18 protein-coding genes are annotated in these 19,069 nt (G+C 64.2%); 9 read left to right on the top strand and 9 right to left on the bottom strand.

The genetic code is table 11. The features are described 5' to 3' along the window. Positions 1–54: 54 nt before the first annotated feature. Positions 55–1,551, bottom strand: coding sequence for an aldehyde dehydrogenase family protein (locus JQ621_RS07845; RefSeq protein ID WP_212233882.1), 1,497 nt, complete (start codon positions 1,549–1,551; stop codon positions 55–57). A 186-nt stretch (positions 1,552–1,737) separates the two neighbouring features. Here JQ621_RS07845 and JQ621_RS07850 point away from each other — a divergent pair, with 186 nt between their 5' ends. Beyond that, positions 1,738–2,583 carry an SDR family NAD(P)-dependent oxidoreductase gene (locus JQ621_RS07850; RefSeq protein ID WP_212233883.1) on the top strand — a complete coding sequence of 282 codons (846 nt, stop codon included), beginning with the start codon at positions 1,738–1,740 and terminating at the stop codon, positions 2,581–2,583. A 9-nt stretch (positions 2,584–2,592) separates the two neighbouring features. Here JQ621_RS07850 and JQ621_RS07855 read toward each other — a convergent pair whose 3' ends face one another. The 5 genes from JQ621_RS07855 to JQ621_RS07875 all read right to left on the bottom strand — a co-directional run bounded on the left by JQ621_RS07855 (position 2,593) and on the right by JQ621_RS07875 (position 6,428). Beyond that, a complete protein-coding gene (locus tag JQ621_RS07855) occupies positions 2,593–2,799 on the bottom strand; it encodes a hypothetical protein (protein WP_212233884.1) in 207 nt (68 codons plus the stop codon). A gap of 191 nt (positions 2,800–2,990) precedes the next feature. Then, entirely contained in the window at positions 2,991–4,196 is a 1,206-nt protein-coding gene (locus tag JQ621_RS07860; protein WP_212233885.1) for a hypothetical protein, read from the bottom strand. Beyond that, the gene (locus JQ621_RS07865; protein ID WP_212233886.1) at positions 4,193–5,218 is read right to left on the bottom strand and encodes a hypothetical protein; all 1,026 of its coding nucleotides are present in this window, start codon (positions 5,216–5,218) and stop codon (positions 4,193–4,195) included. The genes JQ621_RS07860 and JQ621_RS07865 overlap by 4 nt, the downstream gene beginning before the upstream one ends. A 183-nt stretch (positions 5,219–5,401) precedes the next feature. Further along, on the bottom strand, positions 5,402–5,686 hold the full coding sequence (locus JQ621_RS07870; protein ID WP_212233887.1) for a YiaA/YiaB family inner membrane protein: 285 nt from the start codon (positions 5,684–5,686) through the stop codon (positions 5,402–5,404). Positions 5,687–5,732: 46 nt separating this feature from the next. Beyond that, entirely contained in the window at positions 5,733–6,428 is a 696-nt protein-coding gene (locus tag JQ621_RS07875; RefSeq protein ID WP_212233888.1) for a PspA/IM30 family protein, read from the bottom strand. A 101-nt stretch (positions 6,429–6,529) separates the two neighbouring features. Between JQ621_RS07875 and JQ621_RS07880 the strand changes: the two genes are divergently transcribed. The 3 genes from JQ621_RS07880 (at position 6,530) to JQ621_RS07890 (ending at position 10,409) form a co-directional block, all read left to right on the top strand. Then, complete coding sequence (locus JQ621_RS07880; protein WP_212233889.1) at positions 6,530–7,159, top strand: TetR/AcrR family transcriptional regulator; 630 nt, start codon at positions 6,530–6,532, stop codon at positions 7,157–7,159. A gap of 81 nt (positions 7,160–7,240) precedes the next feature. After that, positions 7,241–8,695: a dihydropyrimidinase gene (hydA, locus tag JQ621_RS07885; protein WP_212233890.1), complete on the top strand. Its 1,455-nt coding sequence runs from the start codon at positions 7,241–7,243 to the stop codon at positions 8,693–8,695. 94 nt (positions 8,696–8,789) lie between these two features. Beyond that, complete coding sequence (locus JQ621_RS07890) at positions 8,790–10,409, top strand: ABC transporter substrate-binding protein (RefSeq protein WP_212233891.1); 1,620 nt, start codon at positions 8,790–8,792, stop codon at positions 10,407–10,409. Here the strand turns inward: JQ621_RS07890 and JQ621_RS07895 are convergent. Continuing rightward, positions 10,385–11,749 carry a glycoside hydrolase family 3 protein gene (locus tag JQ621_RS07895; protein ID WP_212233892.1) on the bottom strand — a complete coding sequence of 455 codons (1,365 nt, stop codon included), beginning with the start codon at positions 11,747–11,749 and terminating at the stop codon, positions 10,385–10,387. The genes JQ621_RS07890 and JQ621_RS07895 overlap by 25 nt on opposite strands. A gap of 189 nt (positions 11,750–11,938) precedes the next feature. Here JQ621_RS07895 and JQ621_RS07900 point away from each other — a divergent pair, with 189 nt between their 5' ends. Genes JQ621_RS07900 through JQ621_RS07910 form a run of 3 tightly spaced genes read left to right on the top strand, consistent with a single transcriptional unit; the run spans position 11,939 to position 15,738 of the window. Further along, positions 11,939–13,438 (top strand): DUF4153 domain-containing protein, encoded by a 1,500-nt coding sequence (locus JQ621_RS07900; protein WP_212233893.1) that lies wholly within the window; start codon positions 11,939–11,941, stop codon positions 13,436–13,438. Between the two features lie 12 nt (positions 13,439–13,450). Next, complete coding sequence (locus JQ621_RS07905; protein WP_212233894.1) at positions 13,451–14,155, top strand: response regulator; 705 nt, start codon at positions 13,451–13,453, stop codon at positions 14,153–14,155. Beyond that, positions 14,152–15,738, top strand: coding sequence for an ATP-binding protein (locus tag JQ621_RS07910; RefSeq protein WP_212233895.1), 1,587 nt, complete (start codon positions 14,152–14,154; stop codon positions 15,736–15,738). The genes JQ621_RS07905 and JQ621_RS07910 overlap by 4 nt, the downstream gene beginning before the upstream one ends. On the opposite strand, the gene JQ621_RS07915 is transcribed toward JQ621_RS07910, so the two are convergent. After that, positions 15,735–15,875: a hypothetical protein gene (locus tag JQ621_RS07915; protein WP_167353997.1), complete on the bottom strand. Its 141-nt coding sequence runs from the start codon at positions 15,873–15,875 to the stop codon at positions 15,735–15,737. The two genes, JQ621_RS07910 and JQ621_RS07915, sit on opposite strands and share 4 nt — an antisense overlap. Positions 15,876–16,151: 276 nt before the next feature. On the opposite strand from JQ621_RS07915, the gene JQ621_RS07920 reads away from it, so the two are divergent. Continuing rightward, positions 16,152–16,583 (top strand): DUF3606 domain-containing protein, encoded by a 432-nt coding sequence (locus JQ621_RS07920; protein WP_212233896.1) that lies wholly within the window; start codon positions 16,152–16,154, stop codon positions 16,581–16,583. Positions 16,584–16,950: 367 nt separating this feature from the next. Continuing rightward, positions 16,951–18,600: a S53 family peptidase gene (locus JQ621_RS07925; RefSeq protein WP_212233897.1), complete on the top strand. Its 1,650-nt coding sequence runs from the start codon at positions 16,951–16,953 to the stop codon at positions 18,598–18,600. A 163-nt stretch (positions 18,601–18,763) separates the two neighbouring features. On the opposite strand, the gene JQ621_RS07930 is transcribed toward JQ621_RS07925, so the two are convergent. Next, positions 18,764–19,051 carry a hypothetical protein gene (locus JQ621_RS07930; RefSeq protein WP_212233898.1) on the bottom strand — a complete coding sequence of 96 codons (288 nt, stop codon included), beginning with the start codon at positions 19,049–19,051 and terminating at the stop codon, positions 18,764–18,766. Between the last annotated feature and the right edge of the window lie 18 nt (positions 19,052–19,069).

The raw sequence follows: 19,069 nt of genomic DNA on the forward strand, positions 1-19,069 counted from the left end.
GCCCCCTCCGAAAATCAGATATTCCCTCGCACGGAACGCGGGGGAGAACAGACCTCAGGCCGTCTTGATCCAGACGGCCTTCACGTTGAGATATTCCTCAACATGCTGCTTGCCGGACTCGCGGCCATAGCCGCTCATCTTGTAGCCGCCGAACGGCACGGCCGGATCCATCGCCTGGTAGCAATTCACCCACACCGAGCCGGCACGCAGGCTCTTCGCAACCGCATGGGCCTTGCTGACGTCGCGCGTCCACAGGCCGGAGCCGAGACCGAAGGTGGTGTTGTTGGCGCGCTTGACCAGTTCGTCCATGTCCTTGAACGCGATCGCGGAGATGACGGGACCGAAGATCTCCTCCTGCGCGATACGCATATTGTCCTGGACGCCGGCGAACACCGTGGGCGAGACGAAGAAGCCCTTTGACAGCGCACCTTCCGTGACGCGACCGCCGCCGGCGAGCGCACGCGCGCCCTCCTTCTGGCCGATGTCGAGATAGCCGGTGACGCGCTTGAGTTGCTCCTCGGACACCAGCGGGCCGATCTGCACGTTCGGATCGAGGCCGTTGCCGACCTGCAGCTTCTTGCCGAACTCGGCGACGCGGCCGACGAACTCCTCGTAGATCGACTGTTCGACGAACAGGCGCGTACCGGCGCTGCAGATCTGGCCCGAATTGGCGAACACCGCCATCGCCGCGCCGGGAACGGCAGCATCGAGATCGGCATCGGCGAAGACGATGTCCGGCGACTTGCCGCCGAGCTCGAGCGAGACGCGCTTCAGGTTGCCGGCCGAGGCGCGAATGATCGACTGGCCCGTGACGTGCGAGCCGGTGAAGGCAACCTTGTCGACGTCATGATGCGAGGCCAGCGCGGCACCGGCGGTCTCGCCATAGCCGGGCACCACGTTGACGACACCGGGCGGGATGCCGGCTTCCATCGCAAGCTCGGCGATCCGCAGCGAGGTCAGCGGCGCCTCTTCGGCGGGCTTGAGCACCACGGTGCAGCCGGTTGCGATTGCAGGTCCGATCTTCCAGATGGTCGCGGTCAGCGGACCGTTCCAGGGAATGATGGCGCCGACGACACCGATCGGCTCCTTCAGCGTGTAGGAGAAGATCTCGCCAGGCAGCGAGTTCTCGATGGTCTCGCCATGGATCGCGGTGGTCTGGCCGGCGTAATAACGCAGCATTCCGACGGCACGCAGGCGATAGGCGCGGGTGCGGCTGAGCGGTGCGCCCATGTCCATTGTGTCGAGCTGCGACAATTCGTCAAAATTCTTCTCGACGAGATCGGCAAGCCTGAGCAGCAGGTTCTGCCGCTCGAACGGCTTGACCCTGCTCCAGGGACCCTCGAAAGCACGGCGGGCGGCAGCGACCGCACGATCGATGTCTTCCTTGTCGCCTTCGGCGACGGTTGCGAGCAACTCGCCGGTGGCGGGGTTATGGGTCTCGAAGCGCTTGCCGGAGGCGGCGTCGACCCATTTCCCGTCGATCAGCATCTGCTTGTAGGACCCGTTGGCGAACGGATGGCGCGCGATCGGAATCGCCTGCGACACAGCCATGGCTGCACTCCCTGGATAGGTGATTGATTGGGTTCGATCTGGGCGGGATCGTTAAGTCGAAGAGGATACAGCGGCGCTGGAAAGGCGTAAAGTCGGCGTGGAACGAAGCCCTGCCATGCCGACTTGTGCAGGGTCGTATCAATGCCGTGTTATAGCTCGGCGAAGAGTGAAGCCGGGAGAAAAGCCATGTCACATCCTGTCATTGCAAAAGGCAACGTCGCCGTGATCACCGGGGGTGCGTCGGGCATCGGTCTTGCCGCGGCCATGGCGTTCGCACGGGCCGGGATGAAGGTGTGCATCGCCGACGTTGATGAGGATCGGCTGGCAGCAGCCGCAACAAAACTGTCATCGATTGCGGGCCGCGCGAATGTGATGACATCCGTGGTGGATGTCAGCCGGATCGACAGCTTGACAGAACTGGAACGCGCCGTCGGCGCGCATTTCGGCGGCACGGATCTGCTGATGAACAATGCGGGTATCCAGCCGGGCAGCTCGCTGTTCGGCGAACCCGACAATTGGCAGCGCATCATCGGCGTCAACATGTGGGGCATCATCAACGGCTCACGCATTTTCGCGCCGCAGATGATTGCGCGCGGCAACGCCGGCCTGATCATCAACACCGGCTCCAAGCAAGGCATCACCACCCCGCCCGGCGATCCCGCCTACAATGTCTCCAAGGCCGGCGTGAAGGCGTTTACGGAGGCGCTGCAGCACGAACTGCGCAACACCAAAGACTGCCACATCACGGCCCACCTGCTGATCCCCGGCTTCGTATTCACCGGGCTCACGGCAAAGGGCCGCACCGAGAAGCCGGCCGCGGCGTGGACGCCGGAGCAGACCGTGGATTTCATGCTGACGCGGCTTGAAGCCGGCGATTTCTACATCCTCTGCCCGGACAATGACGTGCCCCGCGCGCTCGACGAGAAGCGCATGCAATGGGCCGCCGGAGACATCGTCGAGAACCGCCCGCCGCTGTCGCGCTGGCACCCGGACTATGCGGATGCGTTCGCGAAGTTCGTGAAGAAGGAGTAGGCTGGACGCCTACAGCGTCTCTTGCTTCTGCCCGCAGTTCTTGCAAGCGAACTTGACGCGGGTCTGGCCTTTTTCCGCCTGGACCCGGTTCGGCGCGCCGCATTTGCCGCAGACCGCCTCGATGCGGGTGGACCCCTGCTTCACGACGATGGTCTTTTTCTCCATCGATTCGCGGATCAGGCGCTCGGCCTCTTCACGCAGGGATTGTTTCGACAAAGCTCGTCTCCGCCTTAAGAAAGCGCGAGAGCCATATCGCACCTGCGCTCAAATCACAATCGGCAAAGCCGGCTTGAATCTCGATCACACAACAACCCTTCACGGCTGCTGGAACCGCGACATACGCCCAACCTGCACATGGTCGCGGCGCGTCATGGCTCCGTTGCATGCCTCCATGCCGCTGCAAGAGCTCAGGCGGGCGCGCCTGCGTCCGCCATGATCAGGATCCGCTGCACCAGCGCAATCGCGGTCTCGGTGGCGGGATCGGCGGAGATCACGGGGACGGCGAGCGCGAGAACGTCAACGGGATCCGACGAGAGTACCACGAGATGCGTCGCGTTTCCCGCGGCCAGCAGCGACACCAGACGCTCGACGGCGGGATCTGCCGATGGATGCCCCCAGGGCGCGTCCGATCTCCTGAGCACGCGATGCGTCGCGAGCCGGTTGCGCAGGAGAAGCGGATCGTAGGCCGCAAGATCAATCTCGCGAAGCCGCTGCGCGCTCTCGAACAGGGGATGGCGCAGCAACTCGGCGATCAACTGGTCGCGCGTGGCGGCCGACGACGCCGCGACGGAGCTCAACATGCCGGGCGTGCGGGATTCGAGGTAGGCCCGCAGCGTGTCGGTCATCAGGCCGATGGTCAGCACGCCTGCGACGGCCACACCGCAGAAACGGACGATCTGCGCCGCATCGGCATCGGACGCGACGAAGGCCGCAGCGAGCCCGAGCAACACCGAGCTCCCCAGCCGCAGCACGGTCAGCAGCACGGCATGCCAACGTGCTTCAGCGCTGCTGCCGGCGATCAGAACGGCGGTCACAACAAGCAACGCCCCGAGCGCGCCGAGCCTGACCGGCATATCAGGCATCAAGGCCGCAAAATCGGTGATGATGAAAGGCAGCACGATGATCGCGCCGATCGTCATGCGGTCGATGCCGCGATTTTCGGAGACCATCAGCGAGGCCCGATCACGCGTCGCCAGCAGGAATGCGCAAGCCGCGAAGCCGCCGAGCTGGAACAATGCCAGTGCAATGGCGTACGGCGTATCGAAGTGCCCGAGGCCAACGGCGCCGCCGAGGCCGAGCACGACGGCGCCGATGATCACGGCAAGCTTGATGGCGCGGGGCGCGTGCCGTCGCAACATTCCCTCTGTCACGATCAGCGCGCCGAATGGTATGGCGGCGGCCGGGATCACCGAGAGGTCGTCGAGCAGGCTGCTCCCGGTCAGCCATGCCGCGCTTCGCACGAGAAACAGCAGCGCGACGATGCCGAGCGCGATCACGAGTCGCACCGTCAGCGGACTGCGCGCATCACGGCGGTAGAGCGCGAGCATGGCGACAGCGAGCCCGATCACGGCACAGACATTGACGATCGCGGAAGCAATGACAGCTGATGTCATCGGCCGTTGCCTTGCCGCGGCCGCAGCGTACCAAAGCTCTTGCTGTCGTCGAGCCAGTGGACGACCGGCAGCACGAGCCTTTGCAGGCCGAGAAAAAGCGACGCCACGAACAGGCCGGGCAGCGACCGGTGCGGCACCTGCTCGAACAGGTAGGCGCGCGCGGCCGCAAGGTCGATGCGGCCGATCTGCAGCACATCATCGCCGCGCTCGTAATTCAGCTCGCGGGCACAGAATTCCGCATATTGCGGATCTCGGTGCTTCGGCGCCTCGTCGAAGGTCTTCTTCAGCGCGTCGGACCCGCCGGTATAGGCATCCGTGATGACGAAGCGGCTCTCGTCGAAGCCGGCATCGGTGCCGACACCGAACACGCCGCGATGCTGGCGCATGATGCCGCGGGCGAGTTGCAGATGGGCAAAGCTCTGTCGCGCTTCGGGGCGCGGCGACGGATAGACGTCGGAGAAGGTCTCGGTGACCATGCCGACGACCGACGGAACCTGGGTGACGTTGGAGATCCAGCGCGGACGCAGGCCATCGCGCAGAAACAGCACCAGCGTGGTCAGGCCGTAGAGCACCCAGGACAACCCCCGCCCGCGCGCGTCGGGATCGACCATCACGAGCCCGAGATGGGTGACGTCGACGGGCGCGCCATCGAGTTCGACCTGCATCACCGAGAGCGCGTTAAACGCGATCGGACGTCCGCTGTCCTCCTCGGAAATCAGGGTCACGATGGCGCGTACAAGACGCTCGCGCTCGCCGGAGAAGATACCATAGGTCAGCTCATCGGCCGGCAGCGTCTTGGCTGCGACGCTGCGGAGCTGCGCGACCAATTGCTCCAACTCGTCATGCGACAGCCACAAGCCGGGGCTCTCGACAATTCGGGTCACGTGCCCGGGATGGGTCCGCAAGGAGAGGTCGATGGCCGGCTGGGCGAAGGCCTTGAACCAAAACGCGGCATAGCTGCTCAGCCGCCGGATAACGCTCCGGCCTCGTCCTGTACCTTGGTCGCTGCCAGATGCCACCATCTCGATTGCCCGTAGTCCGAGCCGTTCTTCGCGCGAGGCTGTTAAGGAGCGATGAGTACAGCCTGCTGCGGCGCAGGCAGGGTAAAGGAATTGTTGCGGGCCTGCGGCAAACCGGCACAAGCGCGATGAAGCGGCGGATGCCTTGGCGTCCGCCGCTCAGATCGCAAACCTGGTCGCGTGGCGTTACGCCGCACGCGAGCCGCGCTCGACCTCCATCAGCAGACGCTCGGCCTTGGCGTCTTCGATACGGTTCACCAACCGGCCGCTCTCGTGATTGTCGCGCATCGTCTTGGTCATGGTGATGCAGGACTGCGTCAGCATCAGAAAGCCCATCGCGAGGTAGCCTTTGACCGAGAGATCGAGCGGCAAGAAGAAGATGCCCATTCCGACCATGAAGGCCGAGGCGGCGAACGAGACATAGGTGAAAGTGACCCAGGCTTGGCTGTGGGACGGGGTGGTCGGGTTCATGTTGGTCTCCTGTTGCTTGGCGTTGAGTTGAATCGTCTTCGTTGGTTCAGGCAGTCGGTGAGCGCTTGGACTTCAACCGCGCCAGCACGTCGTCCGCGGTTGTCTTGAGCCGGGGGCCAAAGCCCTGCTCGGCAAGTTTCTCGGCGGTAGCGAGCGGACCGGTAGCCGCATCAAGCTCGACCAGGGCGTCATCGGCGGCCTGGGCCTCGATTTGGCGATCGCGCAGGCGCCGCAAGGTGTTCTCGGCTTCCGGCAGCGTTGATTCGTAAGGGCGAGCTGCCTCGATTCCGCTGCGACGAAGCGAACGCACCGCCTCCGAGGCGCGGGCGACCCGGCGGCCGCGATCGAGCTCGGTGATGCGCGCCTGCGCGCTTGCGACATGGCGCTTCAACCGTGTGATCTCGGTCGCGAACAGCGCCCGCGCCGTCAGCGCCGCGTCGCGGTCGGCCTCGAGACCTGCCATGGCTTCGGCGGCCTCCCTGGCGAGATCCTCGCGGCCACCATCGAGCGCCGCAACCGCGCGGGTCTCGAGATCGGCGAGGCGGGCGATGGTCGCCTCGAGCTTGCGGCCCTCCTGCTGGTCCTGCGCGATCGCCAGCGCCAGCGTCCGCTTGCTGCGCTCAACGGCTGCGGCCGCATCGCGCATCTGCTGGTCGAGGATCAGAAGGGCCGTGCGGTCTTCCAGCTCCTCGCCGGCGGCGGCCATGCTGCCGCGGAAAAGTGTGACGACGGTCTTGAACATTGCTTGCTCCCTGTTATGAGCATTGCTCACGGATGCTTTGTAGCATATCTTGAGCGACGCTCAAGATAATTTTGAGCAACGCTCAAGAATTTGGTTAAGATATGTCTAAAGCCTCGGAACGTCGAGAGAAACTCCGGGAGGACCTGATCCTGGCGGCGGAGCGAATGATCGCCGAACGGGGATTGGCCGGCCTGAAGACGCGCGATCTCGCCCGCGAGATCGGCTGCGCCAACGGCGCGGTTTACAATCTCGTCGCCGATGTCGACGAGCTCATCCTGCGGGTCGGCTCGCGTACGCTGTCGCGGCTCGATGCGGCGCTGAGCGCAGCGGAGAGCGCCGGAGCTCCGTCTCCGCAGGAGACGCTGGTTCGCATCGCCATTGGCTATTGCGATTTCGCCGCGGAAAATCTCCAGCTCTGGCGCGCTCTGTTCGAGCATCGCATGGAGGCCGACAAGATCGTGCCCGACTGGTCGATCGACGACCAGATGCAGCTGTTCCGGCACATCTATGTGCCGCTCGCCGCGCTGTTTCCAAAGCGAGGTACGGAGGAGCTCGGCATCACCGCGCGCAGCCTGTTCTCGGCGGTGCACGGCATGGTCGCGCTCGGACTGGAGCAGAAGCTGGTCGCCGTGCCGCTGCCGGCGCTGCGCAAGGAGATCGCGGGCCTCGTGCGTGCCATGATCGACGGATTGACCGCGCGGGCGGCGCCCCGGCCAGGAGAGCGCAGCTGACTAAAATTTCGCCTGTTGTAACGCGACCGGCGCGCTTAGCTTTCGCTACGTTCCTTCCTTGGCCTCTCCTCCGGAGTTCCCATGTCCCTCCTCATCCGCGGCGGCACCGTCGTCAATCATGATCATTCGCGCCGTGCGGACGTGCTGATCGAGGGCGACACCATCGCAGCAATCGGCGCATCGATCGCGGCGCCAACGGGGGCGGAGATCATCGACGCCGGCGGCGCCTACATCATTCCTGGCGGCATTGATCCCCATACCCATCTCGAAATGCCGTTCATGGGCACCGTCACCGCCGACGATTTCGAATCCGGCACCAAAGCCGCGCTGACCGGCGGCACCACGATGGTGGTGGATTTCTGCCTGCCAGACCCCGGCCAGTCGATGCTCGCGGCCTATCAGGAATGGCGGCACAAATCCGAGAAGGCGGCGACCGACTACGGCTTCCACATGGCGGTGACTTCGTGGTCGAAGCAGATCCATGACGAGATGGAGACCGTGGTCAAAACCTACGGCATCAACACCTTCAAGCACTTCATGGCCTACAAGGGCGCGTTGATGGTGAATGATGACGAGCTCTACAATTCGTTCGCCCGCTGCGCCCATCTCGGCGCCATGCCGGTGGTCCACGCGGAGAATGGCGACGTCGTCGCGCTGATGCAGGAAGCCTTGATCGCCCGCGGCGTCACCGGCCCCGAAGGGCACGCCTATTCACGGCCGCCGGAGGTCGAGGGCGAAGCCACCAACCGCGCCATCATGATCGCCGACATGACGGGCACGCCGGTCTACATCGTCCACACGAGCTGCCGCGAGGCGCATGAAGCGATCGCTCGCGCCCGCGCCGCGGGAAAGCGCGTCTATGGCGAGCCGCTGATCCAGCATCTCTTGCTCGATGAACGCGAATATCAGAACAAGGACTGGGATCATTCCGCGCAGCGCGTGATGTCACCACCATTCCGCGACAAGTCGCATCAGGACAGCCTTTGGGCCGGCCTGCAGTCCGGCTCGCTGCAAGTGGTCGCGACCGACCATTGTGCCTTCACTACCGAGCAGAAGCGGTTCGGCCTCGGCGACTTCAGGAAGATCCCGAACGGCACGGGCGGCCTCGAAGATCGCCTGGCGCTGCTCTGGACGGCGGGCGTCGCCACGGGGCGGCTGACGAAAGAGGAATTTGTCGCGGTGACGTCAGCGAACATCGCCCGCATTCTCAACATCTATCCGCGCAAGGGTGCGGTCGCCGTCGGCTCGGATGCCGATCTCGTGGTGTGGGACCCGAAGGCGAGCAAGACCGTCAGCGCAAAGCGGCAGATGAGCAAGATCGACTACAACGTGTTCGAAGGTTTTGCCTGCACCGGCGGCGCGGCGGCAACGCTCTCGCGCGGCCGCATCGTGTGGAAGGATGGCGATCTGCGCGCCGAAGCCGGCGACGGGCACTATGTCGAGCGTCCGGCATTCTCGCCGGTGCATGTCGCCAATTCCACCTGGAAGGAGCTGACCACCCCGCGCGCAGTCGCGCGCGGCGCAGTGACGCCCTAGCAGCGCCGCTCGCACAACATGCGACGTCATGAAGCGCAGCAAATGGCATGCGCTTTGCCTCTTTGACTAGCAAATCGCTCTCAAGGAGGCATTCATGCGCCCATCGTCGTTTGATCTCAACCGCCGCAACATCCTCCTCGGCGGTCTCGGCGCGGCTGGGATGACGGCGCTCCCGCGTTTCGCCCAGGCCCAGGCACGCAGCGAGACACTGCTGGTGGTGCAGGAGCTCGGACCGAACTCGCTCGACATGCAGGGGGTCGGCTCCAACCAGACCGTGAACGGCCTGTCCTGGAATTGCTACGACCGCCTGCTCTCCTACGCATCGAAAACGCTACCCGACGGCACACTGTCTTACGACCGCGAGAAGCTCGCGCCTGAGCTTGCCGAGAGTTGGGAAGTTGCCGCCGACGGGATGTCCTGCACCTTCAAACTTCGCAAGGACGCCAAATTCCATGACGGCACGCCCGTTACGGCCAGAGACGTCAAATGGTCGTTCGACCGCGCCGTGACGGTCGGCGGCTTTCCGACCTTCCAGATGTCGGCCGGATCGCTGGAAAAGCCCGAGCAGTTCGTCGTCGTCGACGACCACACCTTTCGCATCGACTATGTCCGCAAGGACAAGCTGCTTCTGTTCAACGTCGCTGTCGTCGTTCCCTTCATCATCAATTCCGAGCTCGCCAAGAAGAACGCGACGGCCGAAGACCCCTGGGCGCTGGCCTGGCTCAGAAACAACGAAGCCGGCGGCGGCGCCTACAAGATCGAAAGCTGGAAGCCCGGCAGCGAGACCGTGCTAGCGCGGTTCGACGACTGGACGAGCGGGCCGTTGCCGAAAGTGAAGCGCGTGATCGCACGCGACGTCCCCTCGGCCGGTACGCGCCGTGCCATGCTCGAGAGAGGCGATGCGGATATCTCCAGCGGTTTCGCCCCGCGTGATTTCGAGCAAATCATTAAGGAGGGCAAGGTCAAGGTTTCCGGCGTGCCTATCCCCAACGCGCTCTGGTATGTCGCGCTGAACACGGCAAAGCCGCCGTTCGACAATGCCAGGCTTCGTCGGGCCATTGCCTGGGCGATGCCTTACGAGCAGATCCAGAGCAGCGCCTTCTTCGGCCGTGCCGTTCCGATGTATGGCGGCTCCGCCGACGTCTCAAAGCCGGTCTGGCCGCAACCGTCGCCTTACGTCACCGATCTCGACAAGGCCAAGGCGCTGATGAAAGAAGCCGGCCTCGAATCCGGGCTGGAGACGACGCTGTCGATCGACACGGGCACGGCCACCGTTGGCGAGCCAACCGCGGTCCTGATCCAGGAGAGCCTCGCAAAAATCGGCATCAAGGCATCGATCGAAAAGATCCCCGGCGCCAACTGGCGCACGACGCTGAACAAGAAGGAGCTGCCGCTCGCGCTCAACCGCTTCAGCGGCTGGCTGGATTATCCCGAGTATTACTTCTACTGGAACTTCCACGGCAATAATTCGATCTTCAACATCTCCTCCTACCAGAACAAGGAGATGGATGCCTTGATCGACAAGGCGCGTTTCACCACGGATGCAGCCGAATACGACAAGACTGTAAAGGATTTCATCGCGCTCTGCATGCGCGATGTGCCTGTCATCCCGCTCAATCAGCCGATCCACGACGTCGCGATGCAGAAGAGCGTCACGGGCTACGAATTCTGGTTTCACCGCGAACCGGACTACCGCCAATTCGCCAAGGGCTGATTTTTATCGACGACGCGGACGGTGACTGACGTCGTTCGCGCCTGCTCGATCGAAAAGCTCCCCTCCAGCCGCGCCTCGCTCAGCCGCAGCATGGCCGTATCGAGCTTGCCCCGCCGCGATGCATCGAGGGCGCATCCAAAAATCCGGTAGAATTGCGCGCCGTCATACGCGACCAGCAAGAGATCGACACCCGCATTGATGGCCTCGACCACGGCCTTGCAGATGTCATGCTGGTAGATCGCGCCCATCACGAGATCGTCGGTCATCACCACGCCCTGATAGTTCCACTTGTTCCGGATGATGCCATCAACGACGCGTTTCGAATGCGACGCCGCGCGATCGGGATCGACGGCTGTGAGCGTGACATGGCCGACCATGAGCGTGCTGTGCGACTGCGACAGCACCTCGCGGAACGGCAGCCAGTCGGTCGCCTCCAACTCCCTGACCGGCGTATTGAGGTCAGCACTGAAATGGTGCGTGTCGGTGCGCACCCGCCCAATGCCCGGAAAATGCTTCAGCGTCGCGCCGACGCCAGACTCCTCCAGCCCACGCACATAGGCACTTGCGATCGTGCTGACCACGACGGGATCGGTCGCGATCGCGCGCTGGCCGATCAGCGTGTGAAAGTCGAGGCGATTGCGCCGCTGCGGCGGCTTGAGGTCGAGCACCGGCGCGAGATTGAGGTTGACGCCAAGGTCGGCAAGCTCGCGGCCATGGATACGGCCGAACTCTTCCGCTTTGGCCTGCTGTTCGTCCGGGGCGAGCCCGGAGAGCGTCGCCAGCGCCGGCACCCTTGTCAGCGGCGGCGCCAGATGCGCGACGATGCCGCCCTCCTGGTCCGCGGCGACGATCAGAGGTCGCAGGTCCGCGGCGCGCCTGATGTCCTGGAGCGCCGCGATTTCGGCGCGCAGCGCATCAGCAGTCCGGCCGCGGATGTTGTGCCGGGTCACGTAGATGCCGCCGATCAATCCTTGCTCGGCCAGGCGCGCCACTTCTGCATACGACGAATAGCCCACCATGAAATGAGGCCCGAGCGAGCGGGCCTCAGTCACGCTCGCACTGAGCACATCGTGCTCGCGCAGCTCGAAGCCGAAATGTGCTGTCGCCATCAGCACCGGCGGCAGGCACCAGAGCATGACGAGCAGCCTGCCGGCGAGACCCTGCCAATGTCCTCTGCGCAGCAGGGCGACGACGATCGCAATGCTTGCGGCGACGAGCGCGACGTTTCCGGCACCGCGCAGCGGGACCAGATAGGGATCGTTCTTGTTCGCGGCGGCGAATGCAACGAGGGGTGCGGCAAGCCAAAGCAGGATGAGGCCGATACGGCGGAGGAATTGCATGATGCATCACGTCCGGGCAGTGGCGGATGCTTCGCACCTATCAAGCCGATCTGCGCTGCGCGAGAGCCAAGAGTGGACCTGCACGAAATCTGCAAAAGACTCCTGAAGCCGTGCAGACGATGATCCCGGCTTCTGCACGAGCGCGGTGCAGATTTCGTGATCCCACCCATCACGAAAGGTGCTTTGGACATGACGAGCCTGGCTTCGACGATCGCGACGGACCTCCGGCCGATCAGGCATTCCTCAATTCCAGCCAAGCTTGGCTGCGCGCTGGCGCTGGCTGCGCTTGCGGACTGGCTGTTCTATGGCGAGCGGATCGGGCTGTCGCTCTCACTCTTCGCGATCGCAATCGTCTGCGTCTGCGTGCTCTTCAATCACGCGACCCTGGATCCGCGCCGCGCGACCATCGCTGCCGTCATTCTCATCGCGGGGCTCGTGCCAGCCGTCGAGGAGCTCAACACGCTTTCGTTCCTGGTCCTCGTCACTGCATTGCTCGTGGCCCTGCTGCTCGCGACCAATCCCGAGACGACCGGCCTCGCGGACCGCTGGCGCGCACTGCGCAACCTCGTCCTGTTCGGCCCCTTCAGGTTCTTCCTCGAAGTGCTTCAGATCTTCAACATGTCGGCGTTCACCCGCGGCGTTGCACTCTGGCTGCTGCCGGTGGTGCTCGGTACGGTCTTTGTCGCACTCTTCGCCGCAGCCAACCCGGTGATAGAGCAGTGGGTATCCCTGCTCAATCCGAAGGTCATTCTCGACTATATCAGCATTCCGCGCGCGCTGTTCTGGACGATGATGCTGGCGCTGGTCTGGCCGTTCGTCCATGTGCGCTGGCGGCGCAGGACTGCCGCGATCCCGGCCGTCGCCGATGTCACCGAACCGGAGACCGTCCCGCCCCTGATCTCCGCTGAGTTCCTGGGACCGTCCACCATTCTGCGCTCGCTGATCCTGTTCAATGTTCTGTTCGCGGCGCAGTCCGTTCTCGACGGCCTCTATCTCTGGGGCCATGTGGCATTGCCAGCCAACATGACCTACGCAGCTTACGCGCATCGCGGCGCCTATCCGCTGATCGCGACCGCCGTCCTCGCCGCCGCCTTCGTGCTGGTCGCGATGCGTCCGGGTGAACCGGCCGAGAAGTCCCAAGTGATCCGAGCGCTTGTCTATCTCTGGGTCGGGCAGAACGTCCTGCTGGTCGCGTCCTCGATCCTTCGCCTCGATCTCTATGTCGACATCTACATGCTGACCTACTGGCGCATCGCGGCCTTCATCTGGATGGGGCTGGTGGCGCTGGGTCTGATCCTGATCGTGACACGCATCCTGCTCAACCGGTCCAACCGGTGGCTCATCGGCGCCAATATGATCGCGTTAACGATCATTCTTTATATCTGTGCGCTGGTGAACTTCGACGCGTTCATTGCCGACTATAATGTGGCCCACAGCCGGGAAGTCTCCGGCAAGGGCGCGCAGATCGATGTCGCCTACCTCGCGCAGCTCGGACCACAGGCGTTGCCGGCAATCGAGAAGATGTTGCAGATTCGCGCCGATCATACTCTTATCGGATGGCACGATCGTCTTGCAGACACGCAGCGCATGGACATGGTCTGGCGGGCCTGGGGCTTTCGCAGCTGGCGGTTGCAACGCAGGTTGGACGACGAGGCCAAAGGCCAACCCGGCAACCGGCCGGCCGGCTGAGCGGAGAAGCCCTTGGCGCATCGCATTCTCATCGTCGACGACGAGGGCCATATCCGCGAGGTCATCCGCGTCGCCCTGAAGAAGGCCGGCATGGACGTGGTCGAGGCCCGCGACGGCAGGGAGGCGCTTCTGCGCTTTGCCGCCGACAGGCCCGACCTGATCGTGCTCGACATCGGCATGCCCGAGTTCGACGGCCTCGACGTCTGCCGCGAGATCCGCAAGAGCTCCGACGTACCGATCCTGTTTCTGTCGGCGCGCGACGAGGAGATCGACCGCATCCTCGGCCTCGAGATCGGCGGCGACGACTATGTGACAAAACCGTTCAGCCCGCGCGAGCTGGTGGCGCGGGTCAATGTCATTCTGCGCAGGCTCAGCCCACGCAGCGGCGAGGCCAAGGCCGAGCCGGGCGCGCTGTCGCAGGGTGGCCTGCTGATCGATCCCGAACAGCATGTTGCGACCTTTGCCGGCGCGCCGCTGAAGCTGACCGCGATCGAATTCGGCATCCTGCGCGCATTCCTGACCCGGCCGACATCGGTCTTCAGCCGCGAGCAGCTGATGCGGGCAGCCTACCAGCTCAACATCCAGGTTTCCGACCGTACCATCGACAGCCACATCCGCAACATCCGCGCCAAGCTTGCGGCGCTCGCCTGCGACAACGTGATCGAGACCATCCACGGCGTCGGCTTCAAGCTCGGGCGCTGCGAGAAAGAGGCATGAGTGCGGCACCCGACAAATGGCGGCCGTCGCTCGGCCTCGTGATCTTCGCGGTGCTCGCAACCGTCGCCGTGCTGCCGCTGGTCGGCCTGTTCTTCTTCCGCCTCTACGACAACCAGTTGATCCGCCAGACCCAGGCCGAGCTGATCGCGCAGAGCCGCGTGCTCGCAACGATCTACGCGCAGGAGGTCGAAGCCCGGCTCGGCAGCGGCCTCACGCTCGGCGCCGAAGTGCCGCCGAACGTGCTGCCGGATCCCGGCGACCAGTTCACGCCGATCCGGCCCGCGCTGGACCTCACCGCCAACGACCTGTTGCGGCGCCGGCCCGATGCGCAAGTCGCGCCCCGGCCCGCGCAAGCCGCTTATGTCGAGATCGGCGCAAAGCTGGCGCCGATCATCCGCGAGACGCAGAAGGTGACGCTGGCGGGCTTTCGCATCCTCGATCCGCAGGGCGTGGTGATCGCCGGGCGGCAGGAGGTCGGGCAGTCGCTCGCCCATATCGAGGAGGTCGCGGACGCGCTGCACGGCCAATACCGCGCCACGTTGCGCAACCGCGTGCCGGACAAGCCGCCGCCGCCGATCTATTCCTTCAGCCGCGGGCTTGGCGTGCATGTGTTTTCGGCGATGCCTGTCATCGTCGACAACCGCGTCGCAGGCGTGATCTACACCACGCGGACGCCGAGCAACATCTTCGACCATCTTTATCAGGAGCGCGCGAAATTCGTGCTGGCGGGGCTTGCCGTGATCCTCGGCACGATCGCGATCGGGCTCGTGTTCTCGCGCACCATCACGCTGCCGATGCGCGCGCTGATCGACCGGGCGGCCCGGATTCGAAGCGGCGACCGCGAGGCGTTCCAGCCGCTGAAACATTACGGCACGCGCGAGTTCGCGCAGCTCTCGCACAGCTTTCTCGGTATGGCCGAGCAGCTGGCGCGGCGCTCCGATTACATCGCGACGTTCTCGGCACATCTCACCCATGAGCTGAAATCACCGCTGACCTCGATCAAGGGCGCGGCCGAGCTGTTGCAGGATTCCTACCAAGGCAAGCCCGAAGGCCTCACGCCATCAGAGCAGCGGACGTTCATCGCCAACATCCTGTCGGACACAAAGCGGCTGGAGGCAATGGCGCAACGGCTGCGGGAGCTGGCGCGCGCCGAGAGCCCGCCGCAGAACGAGCGCACGGAGCTCGCGCCCGTGATCGCCGACCTGCGGAGCCGGTTTCCGGCTGGTACCATCGAGGCCAGCGGCAGTCTTGAGCGGGCGATCGGCATGTCCGGCGAGAAGGCGCTGATCGTGCTGTCGCACCTCGCCGATAACGCGATGCGGCACAAGGCCGGGACAATCAGGCTGGAGGCGGTGGACGAGCGCACGACGGTGCTGCTGACAGTGAGCAATGACGGCGAGCCGATCTCGGCGCCGAACCGCGACAGGATCTTCGACGCGTTCTTCACGACCCGGCGCGATCAGGGCGGCACCGGCATGGGGCTGGCGATCGCGCGCGCGGTGATGGCGAGCCATGGCGGCTCGATCAGGCTGAAGCCCTCCGAGGAGGGCGTCGCCTTCGAGCTTCAGTTTCCTGTCGCCTAGATCGCAAACACCCAGGCGGCGACGATGGTGCCGATGGTGACCAGCCCGGCGATGGTCCAACCGGCGGCGTATTCCAGCTCGGGATGACCGGTCGCCCGCATGATCTCTGCCGGATCGGCGGTATGTTTGTCTGCCATGACAGCCTCGCACGTGTTTCCCCGTGTCATGGATAAGTCGCATCAGCCGGCAAAAGGTTCCGTCACGGACGCGCGAATAGCAAAAAGTCGAAAAAACAACCCCATGCAAAGTAGAACGACCCTGCCGCGGCAGGCCGGGGCCGCGCTCGCCAACCATTTGAACCGACGCGGCAAAACCGCCGACCCGCGCAAATCGCCACCCGCGCTTCATCTTGCGCCGCAAAATCCGATTGCATGCTAGACTGCATGCCGCAGATCCCAGGGCAGGAGACAAGCATGGCCGACGACAAGACCAAGCGGGGCGGAGCGGACCGCAAGCTGATTGCGCTCACGGAGAAGTACGAAGTCGCCTACTGGTCGAAGAAATTCAAGGTGACTCCCGCCAAGTTGAAATACGCGGTCAAGAAAGTCGGCCACTCCGCGAAGAAGGTCGAAGAGTACATCAAGCTGCAGAAGCACCGCGCTGCCGACAAGAAGCTGATCGCGCTCGGCGAAGCCTATGAAGTCCGCTACTGGTCGAAGAAGTTCAAGATCACGCCAGCCAGGCTGAAGGCCGCCGTCGCTGCCGCTGGCCATTCTTCCAAGAAGGTCGAGGCCTACCTGGCCGCCCAGAAGGCGGCGAAAAAGGCGGCCAAGAAGACAACGAAGAAGACAGCGAAGAAGGCCACCAAGAAGAAGACATCTGCCTCGCGCAAGATGGCCGCCTGAACCGTCGAACAGCTGTCCCCTCGCCGGACGCATCAGCCGGCGTGCATCGCCGGCTCGCACACGCGCCGCGACAGCACGACAGTCCAACTACGTCAGCTCGATTGGCGCATCGGTGCAGCGTGCCTGCGATCGACTGACGCGATTGTGAGACGCGCATCGTGCGATCGGCTTTGCCGCATCGGCATCCCGCTGTTAGGATGCATCGCTTCGTTTTGCTATTTTAGGTTTTATTCATTTTACGCGCCGGCTTTGTGGCCGGCACACAACGATTCATTTTCAAACACCTGAATACTTTCGAACGCCAGAACCCGCGTTCGCAAATCGATGTTTCCCGGTTCGTCCGCCACCCGTGCAAGGAGGAAATACTATGTCCCCGAGTGCAACACCCCACATGGTCGAACTTCCCAACTCTGTCCATCAACTGCCGACAGGCTCGAAGGCGATGCGCCGGACCAACGGCCAGCGCTGGATCGAGCTGACGCTTGGCGTCAAGCGCTCCGCCGATCTGCCCGATCTGTCCGACCTCGACAACAAGCTTCCCAAGGCGCGCAAATACATGACGCGCGAGCAGCTCGAGAGCCGCTACGGCTCCGATCCCAAAGCCATCAAGTCGATCGAGGATTTTGCCAAGGCGCACAAGCTCGTCGTCACCCGCAACGAGCCTGCCGCGGCGCGGCTCGGCATCGCCGGGACCGTCGACGACGTCAGCGACGCCTTCGGCGTCACGCTGTTCGACTATTCCCATCCGCATCTCGGCGACTTCCACGCACGCACCGGCCCGGTGCACGTCCCGAGCGACGTCGGCGATGCCATCACCGGCGTGTTCGGCCTGAACAACCACCGTGTGCTCCGCCGCTCGCGCCATTCGGCAAGCAGCGCGAAGCCGGATTTCGCAAGCTCGGTGCGGCACTGGTTCATTCCGACCGAGCTCGCGGGGATCTACAAATTCCCGCAAGCCGATGCGAGCAAGCAATGCATCGGCCTGCTCGAATTCGGCGGTGGCGTCGAGACCCCCGATGTCGCGGCCTATTTCAGCAAGATCGGCGTTCCGGCGCCGAACGTTGCCGTCGTCGCCGTCGACGGCGTCTCGACAGATCCCGCCGGCGATCCCGATTCGACCGGTGAGGTGATGCTGGATGTCGACGTCGCCGGCGCGCTCGGCGGCGGCGCCAGGATCGCCACCTATTTCTCGACGTTCGACGAGAAGGGCCTGGTCGATTGCCTCGCCAAGGTCGTCAGCGATTCCGTCAACGATCCCTCGGTCGTCTCGATCAGCTGGGGCTGGGACGAGAACCAGGCTTTCAACAATGCCGGCGTGATCTGGTCACCTGCGGCGATCGACCATTGCAACCACAGCTTCCTCGCGGCGGCCCATCTCGGCATCACGTTCTGCGTGTCCACCGGCGACGACGGTTCGGAAGCGCAGATGCAGGACGGCCGTGCCCATGTGAACTTCCCCGCCACCAGTCCCTATGTGCTGGCGGTGGGCGGCACGACCCTGCATGCGCGCGCAAATGCCAGGAAGCACGTGCAGCTGACCGAGACCGTCTGGAACGACGGACCGGGCAGCGGCACCGGCGGCGGCGTCAGCGACATCACGCCGGTCCCGAGTTGGCAGAACGGCATCGTGCCGAAGTCGATCAACCCTGGTCACTTCGCCGGACGCGCGATCCCCGACGTCGCGGCCAACGCCGATCCGGCCACGGGCTATCTGACCATGTCGGGCGGCAAGCTCGGCATCGTCGGCGGCACCAGCGCCTCCGCGCCGCTGTGGGCCAGCCTGATCGCCAGGATCAACGCCGCGCTCGGCGCCCGGTCCGGCAACTTCAATGCCCTGCTCTATTCCAAGTTCGGTCCGGCCGGCGTGCTGCGCGACATCACCGTCGGCAACAACGACACCGACGGTCTGCTTGGCGGACAATACCAGGCAGGTCCGGGATGGGACGCCTGCACCGGCTGGGGCGTGCCTGATGGCGGCAAGCTGCTCACCGCACTCCAGGGCGGCCCGATCAGCTAGCCGATCCGCGTTTGCGCAGGCGGGCGATCCGCCTGCCTGCGCAGGACCTAGATAACAGGCCGCGTCCGCCTGACGCAGCCGCGGCCTCGTCCTCGTCCTCGCGGCGCCAGAACAAGCGTGAAATCGAAAGCAACCGGCTCAGATCACCTTTGGCGTCCGCTTGTTACGCGTCCTCCCGCAACTTTGAGCGCAATTCCGCCAATGAACGCATAACTCGTTCGAATGTCTCGGCAGCGCGCTGTCTGTCGCGTCCCCGCGACAAGAGAAGGCTGATGTCCTTCAGCAGAATGCTGGCCTTCTCAATACGCGCCAGACGCTGGGCATACCCGTCTTCCCCGCCGGAAAGTGCCGATGCCAACTCGCCCGTGAGCTTTGTGACCTCGCAAGCGAACTCCTCCGATGACAGGCCGTGATCGGGACACGGAAATTGCAGGAGATTGTCGCGCTCCATCTGGACCTCCGCCAGATA

Source organism: Bradyrhizobium manausense (genome assembly GCF_018129685.1).
Lineage (GTDB): Bacteria > Pseudomonadota > Alphaproteobacteria > Rhizobiales > Xanthobacteraceae > Bradyrhizobium > Bradyrhizobium manausense_D.